Source organism: Aliiglaciecola sp. LCG003 (genome assembly GCF_030316135.1).
GTDB lineage: Bacteria > Pseudomonadota > Gammaproteobacteria > Enterobacterales > Alteromonadaceae > Aliiglaciecola.
Genome location: NZ_CP128185.1, coordinates 1,985,790 through 2,006,953, shown reverse-complemented (window position 1 = coordinate 2,006,953; position 21,164 = coordinate 1,985,790). Strand labels below are relative to the sequence as shown.

The 21,164-nt window shown below is 42.6% G+C and carries 15 protein-coding genes; 7 read left to right on the top strand and 8 right to left on the bottom strand.

What is annotated here, in order from left to right:
* Window positions 1–42: 42 nt before the first annotated feature.
* The gene (locus QR722_RS08625) at window positions 43–2,265 is read right to left on the bottom strand and encodes an NADP-dependent isocitrate dehydrogenase (RefSeq protein ID WP_286287164.1); all 2,223 of its coding nucleotides are present in this window, start codon (window positions 2,263–2,265) and stop codon (window positions 43–45) included.
* Window positions 2,266–2,501: 236 nt separating this feature from the next.
* Between QR722_RS08625 and QR722_RS08620 the strand changes: the two genes are divergently transcribed.
* The 4 genes from QR722_RS08620 (at window position 2,502) to purB (ending at window position 6,389) form a co-directional block, all read left to right on the top strand.
* A complete protein-coding gene (locus QR722_RS08620) occupies window positions 2,502–3,086 on the top strand; it encodes an rRNA large subunit pseudouridine synthase E (RefSeq protein ID WP_286287162.1) in 585 nt (194 codons plus the stop codon).
* Window positions 3,087–3,247: 161 nt separating this feature from the next.
* The gene (mnmA, locus tag QR722_RS08615) at window positions 3,248–4,372 is read left to right on the top strand and encodes a tRNA 2-thiouridine(34) synthase MnmA (protein WP_286287160.1); all 1,125 of its coding nucleotides are present in this window, start codon (window positions 3,248–3,250) and stop codon (window positions 4,370–4,372) included.
* Between the two features lie 4 nt (window positions 4,373–4,376).
* A complete protein-coding gene (hflD, locus tag QR722_RS08610) occupies window positions 4,377–5,009 on the top strand; it encodes a high frequency lysogenization protein HflD (RefSeq protein ID WP_286287158.1) in 633 nt (210 codons plus the stop codon).
* Between the two features lie 9 nt (window positions 5,010–5,018).
* The gene (gene purB, locus QR722_RS08605) at window positions 5,019–6,389 is read left to right on the top strand and encodes an adenylosuccinate lyase (protein ID WP_286287157.1); all 1,371 of its coding nucleotides are present in this window, start codon (window positions 5,019–5,021) and stop codon (window positions 6,387–6,389) included.
* Between the two features lie 143 nt (window positions 6,390–6,532).
* Here the strand turns inward: purB and QR722_RS08600 are convergent, their stop codons facing one another.
* Genes QR722_RS08600 through QR722_RS08585 form a run of 4 tightly spaced genes read right to left on the bottom strand, consistent with a single transcriptional unit; the run spans window position 6,533 to window position 10,914 of the window.
* Window positions 6,533–7,297, bottom strand: coding sequence for an SDR family oxidoreductase (locus QR722_RS08600; protein WP_286287155.1), 765 nt, complete (start codon window positions 7,295–7,297; stop codon window positions 6,533–6,535).
* A gap of 24 nt (window positions 7,298–7,321) precedes the next feature.
* The gene (locus tag QR722_RS08595; RefSeq protein ID WP_286287153.1) at window positions 7,322–8,086 is read right to left on the bottom strand and encodes an SDR family NAD(P)-dependent oxidoreductase; all 765 of its coding nucleotides are present in this window, start codon (window positions 8,084–8,086) and stop codon (window positions 7,322–7,324) included.
* Window positions 8,083–9,090, bottom strand: coding sequence for an NADP-dependent oxidoreductase (locus QR722_RS08590; protein ID WP_286287150.1), 1,008 nt, complete (start codon window positions 9,088–9,090; stop codon window positions 8,083–8,085). Before QR722_RS08590 ends, QR722_RS08595 begins: the two co-directional genes overlap by 4 nt.
* Window positions 9,091–9,114: 24 nt before the next feature.
* Entirely contained in the window at window positions 9,115–10,914 is a 1,800-nt protein-coding gene (locus QR722_RS08585; protein ID WP_286287149.1) for an acyl-CoA dehydrogenase, read from the bottom strand.
* A gap of 149 nt (window positions 10,915–11,063) precedes the next feature.
* Between QR722_RS08585 and QR722_RS08580 the strand changes: the two genes are divergently transcribed.
* The 3 genes from QR722_RS08580 (at window position 11,064) to QR722_RS08570 (ending at window position 15,956) form a co-directional block, all read left to right on the top strand.
* Window positions 11,064–12,038, top strand: coding sequence for a GlxA family transcriptional regulator (locus tag QR722_RS08580; RefSeq protein WP_286287147.1), 975 nt, complete (start codon window positions 11,064–11,066; stop codon window positions 12,036–12,038).
* Window positions 12,039–12,267: 229 nt separating this feature from the next.
* Window positions 12,268–14,571, top strand: a complete 2,304-nt coding sequence (locus QR722_RS08575) for a TonB-dependent receptor (protein ID WP_286287145.1) — start codon at window positions 12,268–12,270, stop codon at window positions 14,569–14,571.
* Window positions 14,572–14,762: 191 nt separating this feature from the next.
* Window positions 14,763–15,956, top strand: a complete 1,194-nt coding sequence (locus QR722_RS08570; RefSeq protein ID WP_286287143.1) for an IS4 family transposase — start codon at window positions 14,763–14,765, stop codon at window positions 15,954–15,956.
* A gap of 86 nt (window positions 15,957–16,042) precedes the next feature.
* On the opposite strand, the gene QR722_RS08565 is transcribed toward QR722_RS08570, so the two are convergent.
* The 3 genes from QR722_RS08565 to QR722_RS08555 all read right to left on the bottom strand — a co-directional run bounded on the left by QR722_RS08565 (window position 16,043) and on the right by QR722_RS08555 (window position 21,119).
* Entirely contained in the window at window positions 16,043–16,570 is a 528-nt protein-coding gene (locus QR722_RS08565; RefSeq protein ID WP_286287141.1) for a hypothetical protein, read from the bottom strand.
* Between the two features lie 170 nt (window positions 16,571–16,740).
* Complete coding sequence (locus QR722_RS08560) at window positions 16,741–19,902, bottom strand: efflux RND transporter permease subunit (RefSeq protein WP_286287139.1); 3,162 nt, start codon at window positions 19,900–19,902, stop codon at window positions 16,741–16,743.
* Window positions 19,902–21,119: an efflux RND transporter periplasmic adaptor subunit gene (locus QR722_RS08555; protein ID WP_286287138.1), complete on the bottom strand. Its 1,218-nt coding sequence runs from the start codon at window positions 21,117–21,119 to the stop codon at window positions 19,902–19,904. The genes QR722_RS08560 and QR722_RS08555 overlap by 1 nt, the downstream gene beginning before the upstream one ends.
* Between the last annotated feature and the right edge of the window lie 45 nt (window positions 21,120–21,164).

The window sequence follows — 21,164 nt, the reverse complement described above, 5'->3', positions numbered from 1 at the left end:
CTTTTAGCCTGCTTTTTTATTTTTTGCTTCGAAAAAACTCGATTAAGCGATAATCTGATTCAAAGTTTGGCTCGGACACATTGCTTTAGTCAATAAAGCTTCATCCGGATAGTAGTAACCACCGATTTCAGCTGGTTGTGATTGAGTAGCATCAATTTCAGCGATGATTTGTTTTTCATTGTCGCTGAGTTTTTTATGTATGTCAGCGAAATAAGTCGACAATTCTGCGTCAGAGCTTTGGTTCATTAATTCTTCAGCCCAATACAATGCTAAGTAAAAATGGCTGCCTCGATTATCCAACTGCCCGGCTTTTCTTAGCGGAGACTTGCCATTATTTAACAACTTTTCAGTGGCTTTATCCAAAGCTACAGCCAATAACTTAGCTTTGCTATTGTCATTTTTAATCGCCAGATCTTCTAAGGAAACGGCCAAAGCAAGAAACTCACCTAGAGAATCCCAACGCAGATGCCCTTCCTCAACAAATTGTTGAACGTGTTTGGGTGCCGAACCGCCTGCCCCCGTTTCAAACAAACCACCACCTGCCATAAGGGGCACGATTGAAAGCATCTTTGCACTGGTGCCAAGCTCTAAGATTGGGAACAAGTCGGTTAGATAGTCGCGTAACACATTACCTGTTACCGAAATCGTATCTAGCCCACGAATAGCCCGTTCCATTGTGTAACGGATTGCACGAACAGGAGACATAATTTCAATATGCAAACCATCGGTGTCATGATCTTTTAAATATGTAGTAACTTTATTGATCAGTTGGATATCATGAGCACGCTCATCATCTAACCAGAAAATTGCTGGCATACCGGACTGTCTGGCGCGCGTCACAGCTAATTTCACCCAATCTCTGATCGGTTCATCTTTTGCTTGGCACATACGCCAGATGTCACCTTCTTCAACTGCATGTTCGATAAGGACGTTTTCATCTTGGTCAATTATCTGCACTTTTCCGTCACTTACCATTTCAAAGGTTTTGTCGTGGGATCCATATTCTTCAGCTTTTTGCGCCATTAAGCCAACGTTAGGCACTGTGCCCATAGTGGTAGGATCAAATGCACCATGGGTTTTACAGAAATTAATAACTTCCTGATAAATAGTCGCATAAGTACTTTCTGGAATTACCGCTTTGGTATCTTGTGGTTTACCATCTGGCCCCCACATTTGTCCCGAGCTTCTGATCATCGCAGGCATAGATGCATCAACAATTACATCACTAGGGACATGTAAGTTTGAAATACCTTTGTCTGAATTTACCATCGCCAAGGGAGGACGATCTTGATAACACTTGTTAATATCACGCTCGATTTCTGAACGCTGAGATGCAGGCAAACTAGAGATTTTGTCGTAAACACTGCCAAGTCCGTTATTTGGATTCACGCCAAGCTCATCGAACAAATCCTGATATTTATCGAATAGTTCTTTGTAGAACACTTTCACACAGTGACCAAACACTATCGGGTGAGAGACTTTCATCATGGTGGCTTTTACATGCAATGAAAACAACACTCCGGTATTTTTAGCATCTTCAATTTGTGCCTCAAAGAACTCGCAAAGTGCTTTTTTACTCATGTTCATGCCATCAATTACTTCGCCAGCTAACAAGTCAACACGAGGTTTTAAAATGGTCTTTTGTCCAGCTGTATTGGTGAATTCAATACGAACATAACCCGCATCACTCACCGTAACTGACTTCTCGCCTGAGTAAAAGTCACCGCCACGCATGTGTGCCACATGGGTACGAGAGGCCTGACTCCACTCACCCATAGAATGGGGATGTTTTTTGGCATAGTTTTTAACTGCAGTTGGCGCTCGACGGTCAGAATTCCCTTCTCTTAATACAGGGTTAACCGCACTTCCAAGTACTTTTCCATAGCGATTTTTAATATCTTTGTCTGCATCAGTTTTTGGATTTTCGGGGAAATCAGGTAACTCAAAACCTTTTTCTTGTAGTTCTTTAATGGCTGCTTTTAACTGTGGAATTGATGCACTGATGTTTGGCAGCTTAATGATATTGGTTTCAGGAGATTGGGTAAGTTCTCCTAAGATTGACAAGGCATCTTCTACCTTTTGCTCTTTAGTCAAAAAATCTGAAAAATTGGCTAGAATACGGGCCGCCAATGAAATATCACTGGTTTCCACTTCAATACCAGCAGTAGCAGAGAATTTCTTGACGATTGGCAGCAATGAATAGGTCGCTAGCGCCGGTGCTTCGTCAGTCTTGGTATAGATAATCTTAGACTTATTTGTAGTCATTATGTACCTCAGTGTTGGCGGTTTCCCGCGCAGTTAAACGTCATTTTCGATAAAACACTTAGATTAATATGCACAAAACGGCTCTGCGATGACACCCGAGTCATACAGAGCAATTTTAGACAATCATACGAACTTCGACAGCAATTTTTTTAATCACTTTAATTTTCAATAATATATGGGGTAAACTCTTATTACCAGTAATGTCCCTCGCTAATCATAAAAAGGTCTGACAAAAAATGCAAAGGCCCCGTAGAACTGCCGCTACCAAGCCCCCTAGACCAGCTAGTACGACCACTTTGTTGTTTAACAAACCCTTTAATGTGTTGACCCAGTTTACCGATCAAGAGGGCCGTAAAACCTTAAAAGATTATATTGATATCCCCCAGGTTTATGCCGCTGGGCGCTTAGATAGAGACAGTGAAGGATTATTAGTTTTAACCAATGATGGTAAATTACAACATAAGATTGCCGATCCCCGCAACAAGACCAGTAAAACCTATTGGGTTCAAGTAGATGGGCAAATTACCCAACTTCAAATAGAACAATTACAAAACGGTGTTGTATTGAAAGATGGCAAAACCTTACCGGCTAAAGCTAGTATCATCGAACCGCCTCAAGTTTGGCCTCGTACACCGCCAGTAAGATTTCGCGCAGAAATACCTACAAGCTGGATTTCGTTAACCATTACCGAAGGCCGTAATCGGCAGGTACGCCGAATGACCGCTGCGGTAGGCTTTCCTACGCTTCGACTAATACGCTACCGAATCGGCTCCTGGACGCTAGATGGACTGGACAGCGGTGAATATCGTGTAGTTGATTAACCCTGTTGCAAAGAGGGCTTCGACAAGCTTCCTAGTTGGTTTCTCAATTTTCTTTATTCCCGATTATTTCTAATCAGCTTAATGACAGGGATTAGTTTAATAAAGTAGTTTAATTTGCTAGACTTGGCACCCAATTTACTACCACTTAAAACTCGGGAAATATGTCCGACATTATCTCTACATCTGCTTTACAAAACGCTAACAAAAAAGTCATTGTTGGTATGTCTGGGGGGGTTGATTCATCCGTTTCTGCATATTTGCTTTTAGAGCAAGGATATCAGGTCGAAGGCCTGTTTATGAAAAACTGGGAAGAAGACGACAATGACGAATATTGTGCTGCAGCAGAAGATTTGGCAGATGCACAAGCAGTTGCTGATAAGCTTGGCATAGAATTACATACGATCAACTTTGCAGCCGAGTATTGGGACAATGTGTTTGAATACTTTTTGGCGGAATACAAAGCGGGACGTACACCCAACCCTGATATCATGTGTAATAAAGAAATCAAATTCAAAGCCTTTCTAGAATTTGCCGCCGAAGATTTAGGCGCAGATTATATTGCCACCGGGCATTATGTTAAAAGAGCATTTGTTGATGGACATTGGAAGCTGTTAAGAGGCGATGATCACAATAAAGATCAGAGTTATTTCCTGTATACCCTAGGCGAAGAGCATATTGCCAAAACCTTGTTCCCGGTGGGTGACATAGAAAAACCTAGAGTAAGGGAAATTGCCGAGCAGCAAGGCTTAATCACCCATGATAAAAAAGATAGCACTGGCATATGCTTCATCGGTGAACGCAAATTCAAAGACTTTTTGGCGCAATATTTACCCGCTCAGCCTGGCATCATTGAAACCTCTGAGGGATTACCCATAGGGGAGCATGAAGGGTTAATGTATCATACCTTAGGTCAACGCAAAGGCTTGCATATTGGTGGTTTGAAAGAGTTTGGTGAGGCGCCATGGTACGTGGTCGATAAAGATGTCGCGCGCAACGTACTCATCGTCGGTCAAGGAGCGGATCATCCAGCTTTATATTCAGATGGCTTAATTGCGAATCAACTTCACTGGGTTGATCGCAAAGGGCCAACTGGAGAAATAAACTGTATGGTGAAGACCCGATATCGTCAACAAGACATTCCATGTAAACTGGTACCCACTGAGAATAATAGTGTAAGAGTCCTATTTGATGCTCCCCAAAAAGCTGTCACACCTGGCCAATCTGCTGTTTTCTATCAAGCCGACGAGTGTTTAGGTGGCGGCATAATTGAACGTTATTTACGGTAATTGAATGAACACTGAAATGGAAAAAAACATTGCTCTTGCAGGTGTTTGTCAAGCAGCAGCACTGGTACAAATGATTGCCCGCAAAGGTAACGTTCCGCAACAAGAATTTGAAGCAAGTTTAAACAGTATAATCCTAACCGAGCCGGAAAGTACCCTTGCGGTATTTGGTGAAGTTAACAACCTACGAGTTGGCTTTAATACGTTGATCAGCCAACTTGGTAGCGCGCCAATCGAAAAAGATGCTGAAATCACCCGCTACATCGCTAGCATTCTTGGCCTTGAACGAAAGCTCAAAAAACATCCCAAAAAGATGCAAGAATTGTCGCAAAGAATGACACAAATACAGCGTCAAGTGCAGCATGTGAGTTTGTTTGAAGATCAAATGGTAAGCAATCTGGCCAGTGTTTATGTTGATGTGGTCAGCCCACTAGGCGCTAAAATACAAGTAGCCGGTACGCCTTCATTATTGAAACAAACTGGTACTCAACACAAAATTAGAGCCCTATTATTGGCTGGGGTGCGCGCGGCCGTGCTATGGCGCCAACTGGGTGGCCAACGCCGTCAAATTTTATTTAATCGCAAGAAAATTGTAGCCAGCGCTCTGGAACTGCAACAACTTACGCAACATTCTATATAGGAGTTTTTCATGGAATTATCTGCACTTACTGCAGTTTCGCCCGTTGATGGCCGTTATGGCGAAAAAAGCAAAGCACTAAGACATTATTTCAGTGAATATGGCTTACTCAAATATCGAGTATTGGTTGAAGTACGTTGGTTGCAAAAGCTAGCAGAGCACCCCGAGATTATCGAAGTCCCACCTTTTTCGGAAAGTGCGATGACATTACTCAATAGCATTGCGAGTGACTTCAGTGAAGAACATGCGTTGCGTATCAAACAGATTGAGAGAAGAACCAATCATGATGTTAAAGCAGTTGAGTATTTCCTCAAAGAACAAGTCAAGGGTAACCCAGAGCTCAATGCGGTAAGTGAGTTCATCCATTTTGCTTGTACCTCGGAAGATATCAACAATTTGTCACATGCCCTGATGTTAAATGATGCCCGTGAGCAGGTTATTTTACCTTACTGTGACAAAATAATAGCAGAATTAAAGCGGTTAGCGATTGAATATAAGTCCATCCCTATGATGGCTAGAACTCATGGACAGCCGGCATCTCCCACTACCATGGGTAAGGAAATGGCCAATGTAATGCAGCGGTTACTGCGCCAAAGACAACAAGTCAATAATGTTGCCATTCTAGGCAAAATTAACGGTGCTGTAGGTAATTACAATGCCCATATATCGGCTTATCCGGATCTCGACTGGAATCAATTTGCCAATGAATTCGTTTGCTCATTGGGGATCGATTGGAACGAGTACACTACTCAAATAGAACCACACGACTACATCGCAGAGCTTTTCGATGCTTTAGCTCGCTTTAATACTATCCTTATCGATTTCGACAGAGATGTGTGGGGCTACATTGCCCTTGGTCATTTCAAGCAAAAGACCATTGCAGGTGAGATCGGCTCCTCTACCATGCCCCATAAGGTTAACCCTATAGACTTTGAAAACTCAGAGGGGAATTTGGGTTTAGCCAATGCAATGTTTAATCATTTGGCGGCCAAACTGCCTATTTCAAGGTGGCAGCGGGATTTGACAGATTCGACCGTATTGCGCAATCTAGGTGTGGGTATGGGATATTCAGTTATTGCCTATGAATCTACCCTCAAAGGTATCAGTAAATTACAAGTCAATGAGCAGAGCCTAGCTAATGAGCTGAACAACAATTGGGAATTATTAGCGGAGCCAATTCAAACCGTAATGCGCCGCTACGGTATCGAAGAGCCCTATGAAAAACTGAAAGAACTGACCCGTGGTAAAAAGATTAATCAGCAAGGGATAGCTGAATTTATCGATAAGCTGGACGTGCCAGAAGAAGTAAAACAACAATTAAAACGTATCACCCCTGAAAACTATATCGGTGATGCAATCGCTTTTGTCGACAAAATCCAATAGCTAAACAGCCCATTGTATCTGTCAAGACCAAGGATATTTAACTGCAACCATCCTTGGCCTTGATTTCTATCTCAGCGCTACATAAATGGAACCCCGTTCGTAACTTGCCGGAACAGGGTGATTCAATAGGCTAGTGAAAAACCTTAAGCCATCATTCCGCCGTCTACCACGACGGTAGTTCCGGTCGTATAACTTGACGCATCTGACACTAAATACAATACCGTTCCAGCCATTTCATCAGGTTCAGCCACTCGACCAAGGGGAATGATCTTTAATGCCTGCTTCAAGATGTTCTCGTTACTTGTTAACGCCGATGCAAACTTGGTATCAGTTAAACCTGGCAATAAAGCATTCACTCTTATATTTAAATTCCCACATTCTTTGGCGAATGATTTTGTCATACTGACTACGGCAGCTTTACTGATGGAATAAATGCCTTGCATATCTCCAGGAGAAAGGGCATTAACCGAAGCGGTGTTCAATATCACGCCACCGCCCTGCTCTTTCATTATTTTACCAGCCTCAATTGACATGAAAAAATAACCTCGAATATTTACGTCAACAGTTTTATCAAATGCAGCTAAATCGGTATCCAAAATATGACCGAAGTAGGGATTCGCCGCAGCGTTATTAACTAGAATATCCAAGCGCCCAAACTTTTCTTTTATGTGCTCAAAGGTTTGTTTTATTTGTGCCATTTCACCAACGTGGCAGGCCAAAGCATGGGCTTTTCCACCTTGCTCATTAATACTGTTAGCCACCGCTTCACAGCCATCAATTTTACGACTCGAAACGATCACCTCAGCGCCGTAGGCAGCTAGTAATCTAGCAATCGACTCGCCAATCCCCCTACTCGCGCCGGTAACAAGCGCAACTTTACCAGTCAGATCAAACAAATTTTTATTCATTTTTAATTTCCTATTCAATTTTTGTTATGCGGTTAAGCCACCGTCTAAGACCACAGAATGCCCAGTCATAAAGCTGGATTCATCACTACATAGCCAAGCAATCGCTCCTGCTATTTCATGTGGTTCGCCCAGACGCTTCATTGGATTGGCGTTTATCAAAGACGCTTTCTGTTTGTCATTTAAGCCAGACATGACGTGCTCTACCATCGGGGTTTTGACAAAGCTTGGGCAGACCGCATTGACACGTATGTTAGACCGTGCATATTCAATAGCTACAGACTTGGTTAAACCTATGACGCCATGCTTGGCTGCACCGTATGCAGAAATCATCGGTGCACCAGAAGTTCCCGCAATAGAGGCTAAATTAATAATATGTCCGCCGCCGGATTGGGTCATATAATGCAGGGCTTGCTTCATGCAATACCAGACGCCGGTTAAATTGACTGCAATATTCCGGTGAAATTCTTCATCAGGGACATCCAGCATGCGAGCGGGGTTGTGGTCTACCCCAGCATTGTTTAATGCCACATGCATGTCACCAAAATGGTTTACTGCTTGTCTATAAAACTCGTTCACAGAATCTACATCCGTGACGTCTACCACGGTAAACTGTGCAGAATAACCAAGCTCTGTAAGTTCTCGAGCAACCTGTTGGCCTAACTCAATATTTCTGTCACCAATGCTTACTTTAGCGCCTCTACTAGCCAGTAATCTAGCAGTCTCAGCACCAATACCTGAAGCCCCGCCGGTAATGACAATATGTTTTGCTGTTACATCTGCTGCTATCATTTTTGATGGTCCACTTTAATTACCAACTTGCCAAAATTCTCACCGCGGAACAACATCAAAAGTGTATCTGGAAAGGTCTCTAGCCCTTCAACTATATGCTCTTTGGCGATCAATTTACCTTCCCCGATCCAGCCCGCCATTTCGGCCGCTGATTTTCCGTAGTTATCAATATTATCAAACACGACTATCCCTTCCATCTTAGCTCGATTAACCAAAAGGGTTAGGTAATTAGAAGGGCCTTTTACCGGGGTAGTATTATTGTATTGGCTAATCGCCCCACAAATAACGATGCGGGCCTTCATATTGATTCGAGTTAACACATCATCAAGAATATCACCGCCGACATTGTCGAAAAACACGTCAACGCCCTTTGGACAATGCTCTTTCAGACCTTGTTTTACATCGCTATTTTTATAATCAATTGCTGCATCAAACCCCAGTTCATCTACTAGGTATTTACATTTTTCTTCGCCGCCAGCGATGCCAACTACGCGACATCCTTTGATTTTTGCAATTTGACCAACTACCGTACCTACCGCTCCCGCAGCACCGGACACTACAACGGTTTCTCCAGCCTTAGGTTTGCCGGTATCCAGAAGGCCAAAGTAAGCGGTCATACCAGGCATTCCAAGTACCCCTAAATAGCGCTCTAATGGCGCTAAGTTTGCATCAACCTTGTGGATACCTTGAGTAGAGACAACGGCGTAATCGCACACCCCAAAAGTACCATAGACGTTGTCGCCGACTTTAAATTTGGGATCGGTTGATTCAGTCACTTGGCCGACGCCACCGGCTCGCATCACCTCTCCAATCCCAACGGGGGGAATATAAGATTTGCCTTCATTCATCCAACCTCGCATAGCCGGGTCCAGTGAAATATAAAGTACTTTCACTTTTATCTGATTTGCCCCTAACGGCGGCAAATCAGTTTTCACAAAATTCCAATTTTCGCTGTTCGGCGTTCCAATTGGTCTTGAGGCGAGTAAATACTGTCTACTTTGCATATTCATTTTTCCTATCTGTTGCAATTAAAACCATTCAGGTTGCATGTCTGAACAACTTTGATCGAATTCTTTTAACAGGGTGATATCGCGCTGTATTAAAGGCAACTCCCAGTTTACGTAATATTTTGCCGCTTGGATTTTACCCAAATAGAAAGCTTTATCGGCTGAACTGCAATGTTGTAATGCCTGTTCAGCTGCATTGGCTTGACGGATCCATATCCAGCTCATAACCACACTTGAAAATACGTTCATAAAGCAATGTGCATTGGTTAAAACATTGGCTAACTTATCTGTTTGAATCGCCTGTCCTAGCATGGGGATCAGTTCACCTAATTGACCAAGATACGGCAACGTAGTGTTAATCATTTTTTGACATTCAGATCCGGTCGCTAATCCAAAGTCATCGGCGATGCGCTTATTCAATACCCTCAAACCCGCACCTTTAGCCTGCCATAATTTTCGCGTTAGTAAATCAAGCGCTTGTATTCCGTTGGTCCCCTCATGAATTGGATTCAGACGGTTATCTCTCCAACATTGTTCCACTGGATATTCACGGGTATAACCTGCTCCGCCTAATACTTGAATGGCTAAATCATTGGCCTTAACACCAAATTCCGATGGCCAAGCCTTCGCAATGGGAGTGAGTAAGTCTAATAGTTCTTCCGTTTGCTGTTTTTGCTCAGATGATTCAGCACTATTAATGTCATCGACTAATCTGGCGGCATACAAACAAAGGGACATGGCCCCTTCGACGTAAGATTTCTGCGCCAGTAACATGCGCTTCACGTCACCGTGATTAATAATTTCAGTAGCCGGGTCAGTGGGTTTGTTATTCGGTGGCAGCCTGCCTTGTGTACGGTCTTTTGCGTAGGCCAGTGAATACTGGTAACCACTATAGCCAATCATCGCTGCGCCAAAGCCTACACCGATGCGGGCTTCATTCATCATCAGGAACATATACTTAAGGCCATGATGCTCTTCGCCAACGATATAACCATGGCAATCATCGTTTTCACCAAAGCTTAATGCAGTAGAAGTCGTGCCTCGATAGCCCATTTTATGAATTAAACCAGCCAATGCCACATCATTTCGTTTATCTGGTTCGCCTTGTTCATTAAGGCGATATTTAGGTACTACAAACAACGAAATGCCTTTCACACCCGCAGGTGCACCTTGGATCTTAGCCAACACTAGGTGAACTATATTGTCCGATAACTGATGCTCCCCCGCTGATATATATAGTTTGCTGCCCTTTAGACGGTAACTTCCATCTTGGGTTTTGACTGCACTGGTTCTGATATCTGCTAAAGAGGAGCCTGCATGGGGCTCAGTTAGCGCCATGGTGCCAGTAAACTCCCCCGTCAACATGCGCTCGACGAATTTGTCTTTTAACTCATCAACCGCAAAATTGTTGATTACGTTAGCCGCTGCCACAGTTAAAAATGGATAACCTGCGGTAGAGGGATTAGCTGCCATAAAATAACCCGAACAGGCCATCATAATAGATTCAGGAAGTTGCATGCCTCCGACATTGAAATCAAAGCGCCCAGCCATAAAACCCGCTTGACAATAGGCGTCAAAGGCTTCTTTTACTTCGGGTATCATGTGTACCGTAGTACCGTCGAATTTTGGCTCATTGGCATCAGCTTTAGCATTATGGTTAGCAAACTTATCTGTCGCAATTTTATCCGCAGTAGCTAATATCGCATCAAAGGTGTCTTTGTTATGCTCTTGGAAACGTTCTCTATCCAACAACTCTTCGGTGTTGAGCAGTTCATATAATTGAAAAGGTAATTCTTTAGGGTGCAATAAGTGTTGATTCATTTGTTCGTTCCTCGCAACAATTCAACAATTAGCATCACATATTTGGTCAGCTAGACTAATTGTCATTATTGACATATTTATGGTCTATATCGCCACACATTCACAAATGTGATAAAGTCCTAAAACTACAATTTATATAACGCAGCGCTATGAATACAGTAACTATACTAGGCTACTCTCAGGCCTACGCCAGTGCCATTACTGGCGCTTTAGATTTATTCGCTTTGGCTGGAGTAACTTGCCAGCGAATGCAAGGCTTACCTCCACAACAACGTTTTTCTGTACAGCTTGCCTCTGTGGGAGGAAAAGATATTGAATGTATTAATCAACTTACCTTAAAAAGTCATATAGCTATAGAGGATGTAAACACTACAGATCTACTTATCATTCCGACAATTGGCGGCAAAGTGGAGAATGTATTAGATAACAACCGCAATCTATTGCCATTTATTCAACATTTTTACCGTGCTGGGGCGGACATAGCGAGTAATTGTAGTGGTGCATTTTTCCTTGCTGAGGCTGGTATACTCAACGAGCGCACAGCCACTACCCATTGGGGCTACGCAGACCTGTTTAGCCAGCGTTATCCGCAGGTGAAGCTACAACCTAATCAACTTATTACCCAAGATGGCAATTTGTACTGTTCTGGTGGTGGTATGGCCTGGTTTGACCTAGCACTGTTACTAATAGAAAGGTACTGTGGTCACGACGTTGCCACAGATACAGCTAAAGCCCATGTACTGGATCTATCCCGCGGCAATCAAGCGGCATATGCCCAATTGCGCAGTAAAAAATACCATCAAGATAGCGAGGTGTTAGTGGTTCAAGAATGGTTAGAGAACCATTATTATCAGGTAATTACTCTGAATAAACTCGCTGAACAGGTGAGCTTAACCACTAGAACTTTGTTGCGCCGTTTTAAAATTGCCACTGAACAAACCCCTTTTTCCTATTTACAATCCATTCGGGTGGAGGCTGCCAAAAAACTATTAGAAACTGAGAGTCACTCATTAGAAACTATCACTGGATTGGTAGGATATGAAGATCTCAGCTCATTTACCCGTTTATTTAAATCAGTTACCGGACTTTCTCCAAGCCAATACCGTAAGAAGTTCATTCGTTAATAGCAGATTGGTCGACTAAGCTAGACAATGACATACCCAACGCATTTAAATAGCTATTTTTGACCTGTCAAATTTGCTTTTTATACAACAAAATCTTACACTTAACCTACAAGTAGCTTGCCTTTCTACTTTTTACAAGACGCTTATTATACAGGATGCAAATCGCCCATGAGTAATTTATGGGTGAAGCGAACACACAACTAATATTATCCTACTTTTCGGTGAAAATATGAAAACGATAAAAAAAGCGGCTTTGGCACTTTGTGTCCAAACGGCCCTATTTGGCCAGGTTGCAGTTGCTCAAGAAAATAAAGCTGCACAAAAACATGAACGGGAATTAGAGCAAATCACAGTCACCGCTCAAAAACGCACACAAAGTATTCAAGAAGTCCCTATTTCAATCGCGACTTTAAGTGGCGAGCAATTTGAAAGTATGTTTGCCGGCGGTGAAGATATAATGGCATTAGCTGTTCGTGTGCCCGGTTTGTATGCTGAATCTTCAAACGGCAGAGTTGCGCCACGTTTTTATATAAGAGGCTTGGGGAATACTGATTTTGATTTAGCCGCTTCACAACCTGTATCCATAGTGATGGATGACATCGTTAAAGAAAACGTAATACTCAAGAGCTTCCCACTGTTTGATATCGCACAAGTTGAAGTTATTCGTGGCCCCCAAGGCACCTTATTTGGTCGCAATACCACAGCAGGCATTGTCAAATTTGATTCAGTCAAACCGCGAGATGACTTCGACGCTTATGTGAAATTAGGTGTGGGTAATTTAGGTACAATGAATCTTGAAGCAGCCGTTGGTGGCTCATTAGCCGATAATCTAGCCGGACGTTTCTCAGTATTATCTCAAGACCGAGATGACTGGATAGACAATGCATACACCGGCCAAGCCGATGCAATGGGTGGATTCGATGAAAAAGCGTGGCGTGGGCAATTACTCTTCACTCCAACAGATGATATTTCTGCATTGTTAAGTGTCCATGGCCGAGAATTAAACGCCACATCTTCAATGTTTCGCGCCAATATATTCACCAAAGGTAGCAACGATTTAAATGCAAACTTCGACCGTGATCTAGTCTATTATGATGGCGATATTGACGGTAATGGTGCTGATAACAATCCACAAGAATATGAAAACTATGGTTTTTCATTGAAACTTGAGTTTGATTTGGGCGACATGTCTTTGACGTCTATTACTGCCCACGAACAAGCCGAAGGATACAGTCTCGGTGATATTGATGGTGGCGTAACGTTAAGTGAGCCTGCAGATATAAACGGTGACGGAACAACTGAAACCACCTACCCTGGTTTTATTGCATTTAGTGCAGTGACACAAGATAAATTAGACGACTTGGTTCAATACACCCAGGAAATTCGTCTGGCCAGTCAAACTAACGATCCGCTAAGTTGGCAAGTGGGTGCCTTCTACTACGATTCTTCATTCAATGTGACTAGCATCGATGGCTTCTATGGTGCGACAACTGTGTATCACGAAAACACTACTTGGGCAGTATTTGGTCAAACGTCCTATGAAATTAACGATCGTTTAAATGTTACTGGTGGCTTGCGCTATACCAAAGATGATAAAACGCTAGTAGTTGGTCAACAAAACGTGAATGGATTTGCATTAGTTATTGGCGCAGCTTCTATCCAAGATTATGACGATATAAATGTCGACGATGGACAACTTAGCTGGGAATTAAGCGCTAATTATAAAGTTAACTCAGATACCTCTGTATTTACTCGCTTAGCCAATGGTTTCCGTGCTCAAACTATACAGGGCCGTGATGTTGCCTTTGAAGGGGCTCCTTCGGTCGCTGATGCAGAAACCATTAATTCCTTTGAAGTAGGATTTAAGTCAGATTTATTAAATGACACCTTACGTCTAAATGCGGCTATGTTTTATTATCAAATCGACGATATTCAATTCTCAGCTATTGGTGGCGCGGCCAACAATACAGCCTTAATTAACGCTGATAAAGGTGTTGGATATGGTTTTGAAATTGATGCTCAGTATCTTGCCAGTGACTATCTAACCCTTACTGCTGGCTACAGTTACAATAACACCGAAATAAAAGATGACTCACTAAGCGTACTGCCGTGTGGTGCCAGTGCTGAGTTTGGTCCAAATTGTACTGTATTAGATCCAAGCTTACCGGGTAATCGAGTTAGTATTGATGGCAACCCATTCCCACAAGCGCCAGAAACAATATTCACATTCACCGCCCGCTACGCTGTGCCTATGGGTGATGATGGGGAGTTTTTTGCATTCACTGATTGGGCATTCCAAGGTGAAACAAGCTTGTTCTTATATGACTCGGTGGAATTCAAAACTGATAACAATATGGAAGGTGGTCTAAGAATTGGTTATGAAAACTATCAACATAATTACACCATAGCATTGTTTGGCCGCAACATTACTGACGAAGAAAATGTTAAAGGGGCAATTGATTTCAACAACCTGACAGGGATTGTAAATCAACCTAGAATTTTCGGAATCGAAGGTAAAATAAGCTTCTTTTAAGCTTATAATCATTACGAGCAGATAAAGGCGATACCCTTTAGGTGTCGCCTTTTTTATGCCGCTGAATTAACTTGGGGTCAGTGTCTGAGGTATCCCCACGAAATAAACAGAGAAGTAATTTAAAATAATTTGGAACATTCACGGTACTTGGTGATCAGATCAATCGCCAAACATCACTAAAGACCAATACCATGAATGAAGTTGTTATTTTGAAGAAGTTCCTTAGAGCTGTCACGCCCAAAATGCATAAAGTTAGACGAGCGTCATTAACGAGTTGTGTGAGCAGTTTGCTAAATGGAGCTAAAGCCAGTGTTACCAGCATGGGACGCGGTATTTCATCTTCAGCATATGAAAAACATCGCATTAAACAAGCGGACCGCTTGTTGTCTAATAAACACATTATTAATGAACAATTACCTATCTATCAAGCCATCTATACGCAATATACGAATGCTTCATCACGCCCTATTATTCTGATTGACTGGTCTGACTTATTAGATACGCATAAAGGCTGTTTTTTGCTAAGGGCTTCGGTAGCTTTTAATGGCCGAGGAGTGGCTATTTATCAAGAAGTTCATGATATGAGCACGAAAGAAAAACGGTGCACGCACAAGGCGTTTTTAGCAAAATTAAAGACGATTATCGATGACGATGCTAAACCGATAATTGTGACAGATGCTGGCTATAAAACCCCTTGGTTTAAAGAGGTCATTGCTCTGGGGTGGGACTTTGCAGGAAGAGTCCGCAAGCCTATGATGTATGTTAATCAAAAAGAAGACTGGGAGCATACCTCTGAGTTATATAAGCGAGCTACCAGTCAACCTATAGGGTTTACTAGCCATATTTGCCGCAGCCAACCTTTAGCATGTACCTTGGTGTTATTTAAAGGAAAAAGCAAAGGCCGACATAGCTTAACGCAACATAACATTGCCCGCCAATCTAAGTGTTCCAAGGTCCATGCAAGAGGTGCTACAGACCCTTGGTTAATTGCCACATCACTTCCTCGCACCAAAAGTTTAGGTAAAAAAATAGTCGCTATTTATCGACTGCGTATGCAAATTGAAGAAGAGTTTAGAGATATCAAAAGCAGTTTATTTGGATTGGGTTTTGAACACCATAAAAGCCGATGTATACACCGCATTGCAGTACTCATCCTTATCGCTACACTTGCCAGTATTCTGGCCAACATTATAGGTCTAGCAATGTTCACGGCTGGTTTACACCGTCGCTATCAAGCGAACACAGTTAAGGTTAGACGAGTATTATCGTTTCACTATTTAGGATTGAGAGGCTTCGTAGATAAGCATTTCAAATTGCTCAGCGAGCAATTTGAAACTGCTGCATTAAATATCAGAACTATGATAGCAGACAATTTTAATGATTGAATATTCGTGGGGATCCCTCAGACTCTGACCCCATTCAGGCAAAAAAAATCCCACAACCTGTGCGGGATTTAATCAAACAATGAACTCTATTTTTTAGCCAAGCGTCTTAGGCCAACTAAACCTGCCAGCATTAATAATGCAGTGGGTGCATTCGGCATAGGTACAGGATCTGGTCCAGCATTTTCGATAAGATCAATTATCACAACAGATCCTTCAGACCACAGTGTGTTGTTGAAATCGAATTCTAAGGTTTCTCCATCAAATGAGAAATCAGACAACTCCACTCCAGTCACACCAGAAACCACATTAAAGGCTAAAGAATCAAACAGACCAGGCATAATAGTTAAGCTTAAAAACTCACCTGCTTCTGCTAACAGCTCAATGCCTAAATATTCAATTTGCAGCGATGTTGCATCAAAATCGAGGGCGAATTCAGATGAAAACAAGCTATCAATAAAGAACTCTGCAGCACCTTCAGCAACCGTTTCAGTCGGTTGGTGACAAAAATATATGGCTGAAGGTTCAATGTTACAGCTGACCTCGGTGCCAACTAATGTCGCGTTCGCAGTTAACGAAGCGCTTAATAACCCTAAAGCAAGTAGCAATTTTTTCATTGTGGTACTCCAACTGTCGCCATTGTATTAATCAGGCAGTTAATCACATTAATCATATCAATGCTAGAACATCAGCATAAATCATGCCGCAAAAATAATGTATCTATATTTCAATGGGTTAATTTCACCCAAACCTAGCATTTCCAATAGATGTAAAAATCACTGACAATTTAATCACTTGAACCATCATCAAAAGCATAATTACTATCGAATTTACCAGTAGATTTCTTAGATCTAAACAGCGATTTAAAGTCGTCCAATATTAAATAAAGTGACGGCACCAGCAACAAGGTAATTACGGTTGCGAATAAAATTCCAAATGCCAAAGATATCGCCATAGGAATAACAATCTGTGCTTGTAAACTTTTTTCGAAGACTATCGGCATCAAGCCCATGAAAGTGGTTAACGAAGTCAATACTATGGCCCGGAAGCGTTCTCTACCCGATTGTATGACTGCATCGATTAGAGGGTGACCTTCCGCTCGAGCGCGATTAACAAAATCAACCAATATGAGACTATCGTTCACCACCACACCGGTAAGTGCAATGATCCCACATATAGAGAGTACACTAACGGCATGACCCAACAGCAAATGACCGAATATTGCCCCCACGATGCCAAAGGGGATCACTGACATAATGATAAAGGGTTGTGAATAAGATTTTAGCGGTATGGCCATCAGAGCATAGATAGCAAAGAGCGCAAATAAAAATCCTTGCAGTAAACTAAATAACGCGTCGCCTTGCTCTTTAGAGGCACCCTCCAGACGAAATTCTACGCTGGGATGCTGCTGCAACAGACCAGGAATAAAATTTTTCTCGACATTGCTGGCCACTTCCTGCGGATCAATTTTGCTCTTATCCGCTTTGGCCGTGACAGTAATAGAGCGATTGCCATCGACCCTGACAATAGACCCATAACCCTGTGCTAATTCTATATCAGCGACCTCCGAGAAAGGTATTTCTTGATTGTCTGCTGTTCTGATGCGCATATTTTCCAAATGCCCTACTGAACTGCGCTGCTCTTTGGGGTAGCGCACCATAACTTTAACTTCTTCATCGCCGCGCTGGATCCGTTGTGCTTCTGCACCGTAGAAGCCATAACGAACCTGCGTCGCCAAAGTATCTAAACTCAATCCAAGGGCTTCTGCCTGTGGTTTGATACTGAGTCTAATTTCGTCGCTGCCCCCACTAAAAGTATCATTAACATCAGCCACCCCATCGAAGCTTTGTAGATGAAGCTTTAACTTATCAGTAGCTTGTTTCAACTCATCGAGGTTCTTGCCACTGAACTCAAAGGTCAGATCCGCACCACCGCCAGGGCCTCCGGGAGAGCCAATGTCTATCTTTCTCAGGCCCGCGATTTCAGGCATATAATCCCGCCACCGTTGTTGAATTGCAAAGGCATCAAACTCTCTGGTTTCACCTTTACTCAACTCAACAAATACTTGGCCACCTAAGTTGCCCTGATTAAATGCAATTGAATGTTTGACCACTGGCTGACCATATTCGTTTTTAAAAGATTCATCCATTTCTTCCAATGCAATTAACAACGAATCTATCGCTTTATCACGATGCACAATCGATGAGCCCGCTTCGGTTTCAACCGTCCCCATAATGAAATCACTGGGAATATTTGGGAAAAACACAAAACGAACAATCCCTCCCATAAACAGACCTATGGTGATGATCAATATTCCAAAGAAGCAGGCTAAAGTAGTATATCGATTGCGGATCACTTTAGCTAAAAATGGCGCATATTTGCGGTCTATAAAGCGCTTGATACCTTCGCTGAAGAAATCTCTGAAGCGTTGTAGGGCATTAGCTTTACTTGGGTCATATGGTTTGTCTTTCATATGAACCAAATGCGCAGGCAGAATTAATTTTGATTCTATTAAGGAAAAAATCAAGCATATGATGACAACCCAACCTATGGTTTTCCAGATCACTCCAAAGGTACCAGGCACCATTAGCATTGGCGTAAAAGCTGCGATGGTAGTTAACACACCAAAGGTGGCTGGCATCGCTACCCGCTTCACTCCACGGATAACATTTTCAGCATTATGACCTTTTTGACTAATTTCAGAGTAAGCTGATTCCCCCATTATGATCGCGTCATCGACCACAATACCCAGCACTAGTATGAAGCCAAACAGGCTGATCATATTAATAGATATGTTGAAAACTTCTGCTTGCATCACTAGCAAGGCACCTAAAAAGCAAACCGGTAACCCGACCATAACCCACGCGGCTAAGCGTAGTTTTAAAAATAGTGACAAGACTAAGAAAACTAACAGTGCCCCAAAAAACATATTGGTCAGCATCATACTCAGTCGGTCAGCCAAATAGAACGAACTGTCTCCCCAGGTATCTGCCTTAATGTTGCCGGGTAAGTCAGCTCTTGTGTTATCTAAATATGCATTAACAGCTTCGGAAATCTTTAACGCATTTTGATCACCTACAGCTTGGATCTGAAGGTTAACCGCTGGCTTACCATCGAATAACGCGTAATTGTTATCTTCTACAAAACCATCACGAATCGTAGCGATATCGCCTAATACCAATCTGGTGCCATCGGTTCTGGTCAATAAAACCAAATGATAAAAGTCATAGGCATTATAGGCTTGTCCCTTGGCACGCAACAATATGTCGCCATTTTCCGATCGAATAGAGCCACCAGGTAGATCGATTGATGAGCGTCTAACTGCGTTCACCAATTCGGAAAAAGTGAGGCTATATTCCTGTAGCTTGGCTTCTGATATCTCTATTGAAACTTCATAGTCTCGCGCGCCTATCACTTGCACCGCGGATAAGCCAGGGAGGTTCGCGATTTCATCCCGCATCTGTTTGGCGAACTCCTTTAGTTCACGCTCTGATGCATCGCCATAAATAGACACCCAAAGGACATCTTGAGTAGCTTTTTGACGATACACTATTGGCTTTTCAGTATTGGCAGGAAAGCTGGGGATGGCGTCGACCTGGACCTTTATTTCATCTAGTGCAAGTTGAACGTCATATTCTTCTTCAATCTCAACATTTACCGTTGCCATTCCTTCGACCGCGGTTGAGGTGATTTTTTTGATCCCCTCGATATCTTTAATCGCCTCTTCAATTTTTCTAACGACCCCTTCTTCAACTTCTTGGGGAGCCGCACCCAAGTAAGGAACTCGCACTACGATATTATTAAAGGTGAAGTTTGGGAAAACCTGTTTATGAATAGTGTAACTAGCTAGAATACCGCCAAAAATCAATATCCACATTAACAGGTTAGCCGCGACACTGTTTCTAGCAAACCAGGCTATCAGCCCTTTTTCAGTATCGATGTGGCTCATTAGTTATCTCCCGAAATATCGATTTGGGTATTGCTTTCATCTTGTTTGTCGATATCTGAAATGTCGCCTTTTTCGCCGGGCAACCTAACTCTCATTCCATCGAATGGGTTGGGCACGGCACTAGTCACTACCCATTCGCCGGCTTTTATACCGCTACGTATATATACATTATTATTGTCACTGCGCAGCACATCTACACTTTTGATCCTCAGTGTTCTGTCTTTATCGACGGTTAAGATAGTGCCATCTAGGCGTAAAACTTGGCGCGGTAAAATAACTAATCCCTCGCCTCGCTGGCCAATAATTTCAGTTTGTACAAAACGACCGAATTTAAGGGTGGTTTGTTGCTGATCACTAAGGCGCATATAAGGGTCTTCAATTTCAGCCACCGCATAAATAACCCGACGTTGTTCATCCAGAATGCCTTCATCTCTAACTAATTTACCCATCCATTGGGTTTGTCGCCCAGCGACATTAGCAGAAAGTGTCACATCAGCTGCTACACTGCCCCTAGATGTGTCTTGCATAAAAGCTAGATCATTGTCACTCATTGGCATTCTAACTTCGGCTACATCAGTTGCGTACACATGACCTATTTCAGCCCCCACAGGGACAAATTGACCTAAATCAACTTGCTTAGACTTTACCAAGCCATCATAGGGCGCTGTGATCATAGTTCTTTGTAAGTTGCGCTCTGCCCTAGCTAGCTGCGCCTGAGCAGCAATAACATTTGCTTTCTCAGTGGCAAGTTGTGGTTTACGCAAACCTAATTCTGGCGCTATGCTATTTTTTACCGAACGCCACTCTTGTTCTGCTACTTTACCACGGGCTATTTCTTCCTCTAATGCCGCTTGGGCTCGAGCTAGCTCAGCTTCGGCTAATTTCAACTCAGTGGCGTAATCGAATTTTTCCAAACGAACCAATACATCACCTTTATTGAAGAAGCCTCCTTCAATAAAATTATCGGACACCCATTCAACTTTACCGCTGACTTGAGCACTTAACTTAGTCTCAACTTTGGGTTGAACACTGCCCTGAGATTTAACAATAAAATTGAGATCTTGTAGTTGCGCTGCCTCCACTTGCACTAAAAAAGCAGTTTTTGGCTTTGCGGCTTGCTCGGGAGGTTTTTTACTACCGACTAACAGCACCAATATAACAACTGCTATTGCCACAATTACTAGAGGAAGAATTATTTTTGTTGTTTTACTAGCCACGGTTTGTCCTTGAACGTTTTGCTGCATGTAGTTTACGAGGATGTT

What these genes read in the sequence shown, in the direction of transcription:
- QR722_RS08625 (WP_286287164.1), bottom strand. Translation starts at nt 2,265, where the DNA reads ATGACTACAAATAAGTCTAAGATTATCTATACCAAGACTGACGAAGCA.
- QR722_RS08620 (WP_286287162.1), top strand. Translation starts at nt 2,502, where the DNA reads ATGCAAAGGCCCCGTAGAACTGCCGCTACCAAGCCCCCTAGACCAGCT.
- mnmA (WP_286287160.1), top strand. Translation starts at nt 3,248, where the DNA reads ATGTCCGACATTATCTCTACATCTGCTTTACAAAACGCTAACAAAAAA.
- hflD (WP_286287158.1), top strand. Translation starts at nt 4,377, where the DNA reads ATGAACACTGAAATGGAAAAAAACATTGCTCTTGCAGGTGTTTGTCAA.
- purB (WP_286287157.1), top strand. Translation starts at nt 5,019, where the DNA reads ATGGAATTATCTGCACTTACTGCAGTTTCGCCCGTTGATGGCCGTTAT.
- QR722_RS08600 (WP_286287155.1), bottom strand. Translation starts at nt 7,297, where the DNA reads ATGAATAAAAATTTGTTTGATCTGACTGGTAAAGTTGCGCTTGTTACC.
- QR722_RS08595 (WP_286287153.1), bottom strand. Translation starts at nt 8,086, where the DNA reads ATGATAGCAGCAGATGTAACAGCAAAACATATTGTCATTACCGGCGGG.
- QR722_RS08590 (WP_286287150.1), bottom strand. Translation starts at nt 9,090, where the DNA reads ATGCAAAGTAGACAGTATTTACTCGCCTCAAGACCAATTGGAACGCCG.
- QR722_RS08585 (WP_286287149.1), bottom strand. Translation starts at nt 10,914, where the DNA reads ATGAATCAACACTTATTGCACCCTAAAGAATTACCTTTTCAATTATAT.
- QR722_RS08580 (WP_286287147.1), top strand. Translation starts at nt 11,064, where the DNA reads ATGAATACAGTAACTATACTAGGCTACTCTCAGGCCTACGCCAGTGCC.
- QR722_RS08575 (WP_286287145.1), top strand. Translation starts at nt 12,268, where the DNA reads ATGAAAACGATAAAAAAAGCGGCTTTGGCACTTTGTGTCCAAACGGCC.
- QR722_RS08570 (WP_286287143.1), top strand. Translation starts at nt 14,763, where the DNA reads ATGAATGAAGTTGTTATTTTGAAGAAGTTCCTTAGAGCTGTCACGCCC.
- QR722_RS08565 (WP_286287141.1), bottom strand. Translation starts at nt 16,570, where the DNA reads ATGAAAAAATTGCTACTTGCTTTAGGGTTATTAAGCGCTTCGTTAACT.
- QR722_RS08560 (WP_286287139.1), bottom strand. Translation starts at nt 19,902, where the DNA reads ATGAGCCACATCGATACTGAAAAAGGGCTGATAGCCTGGTTTGCTAGA.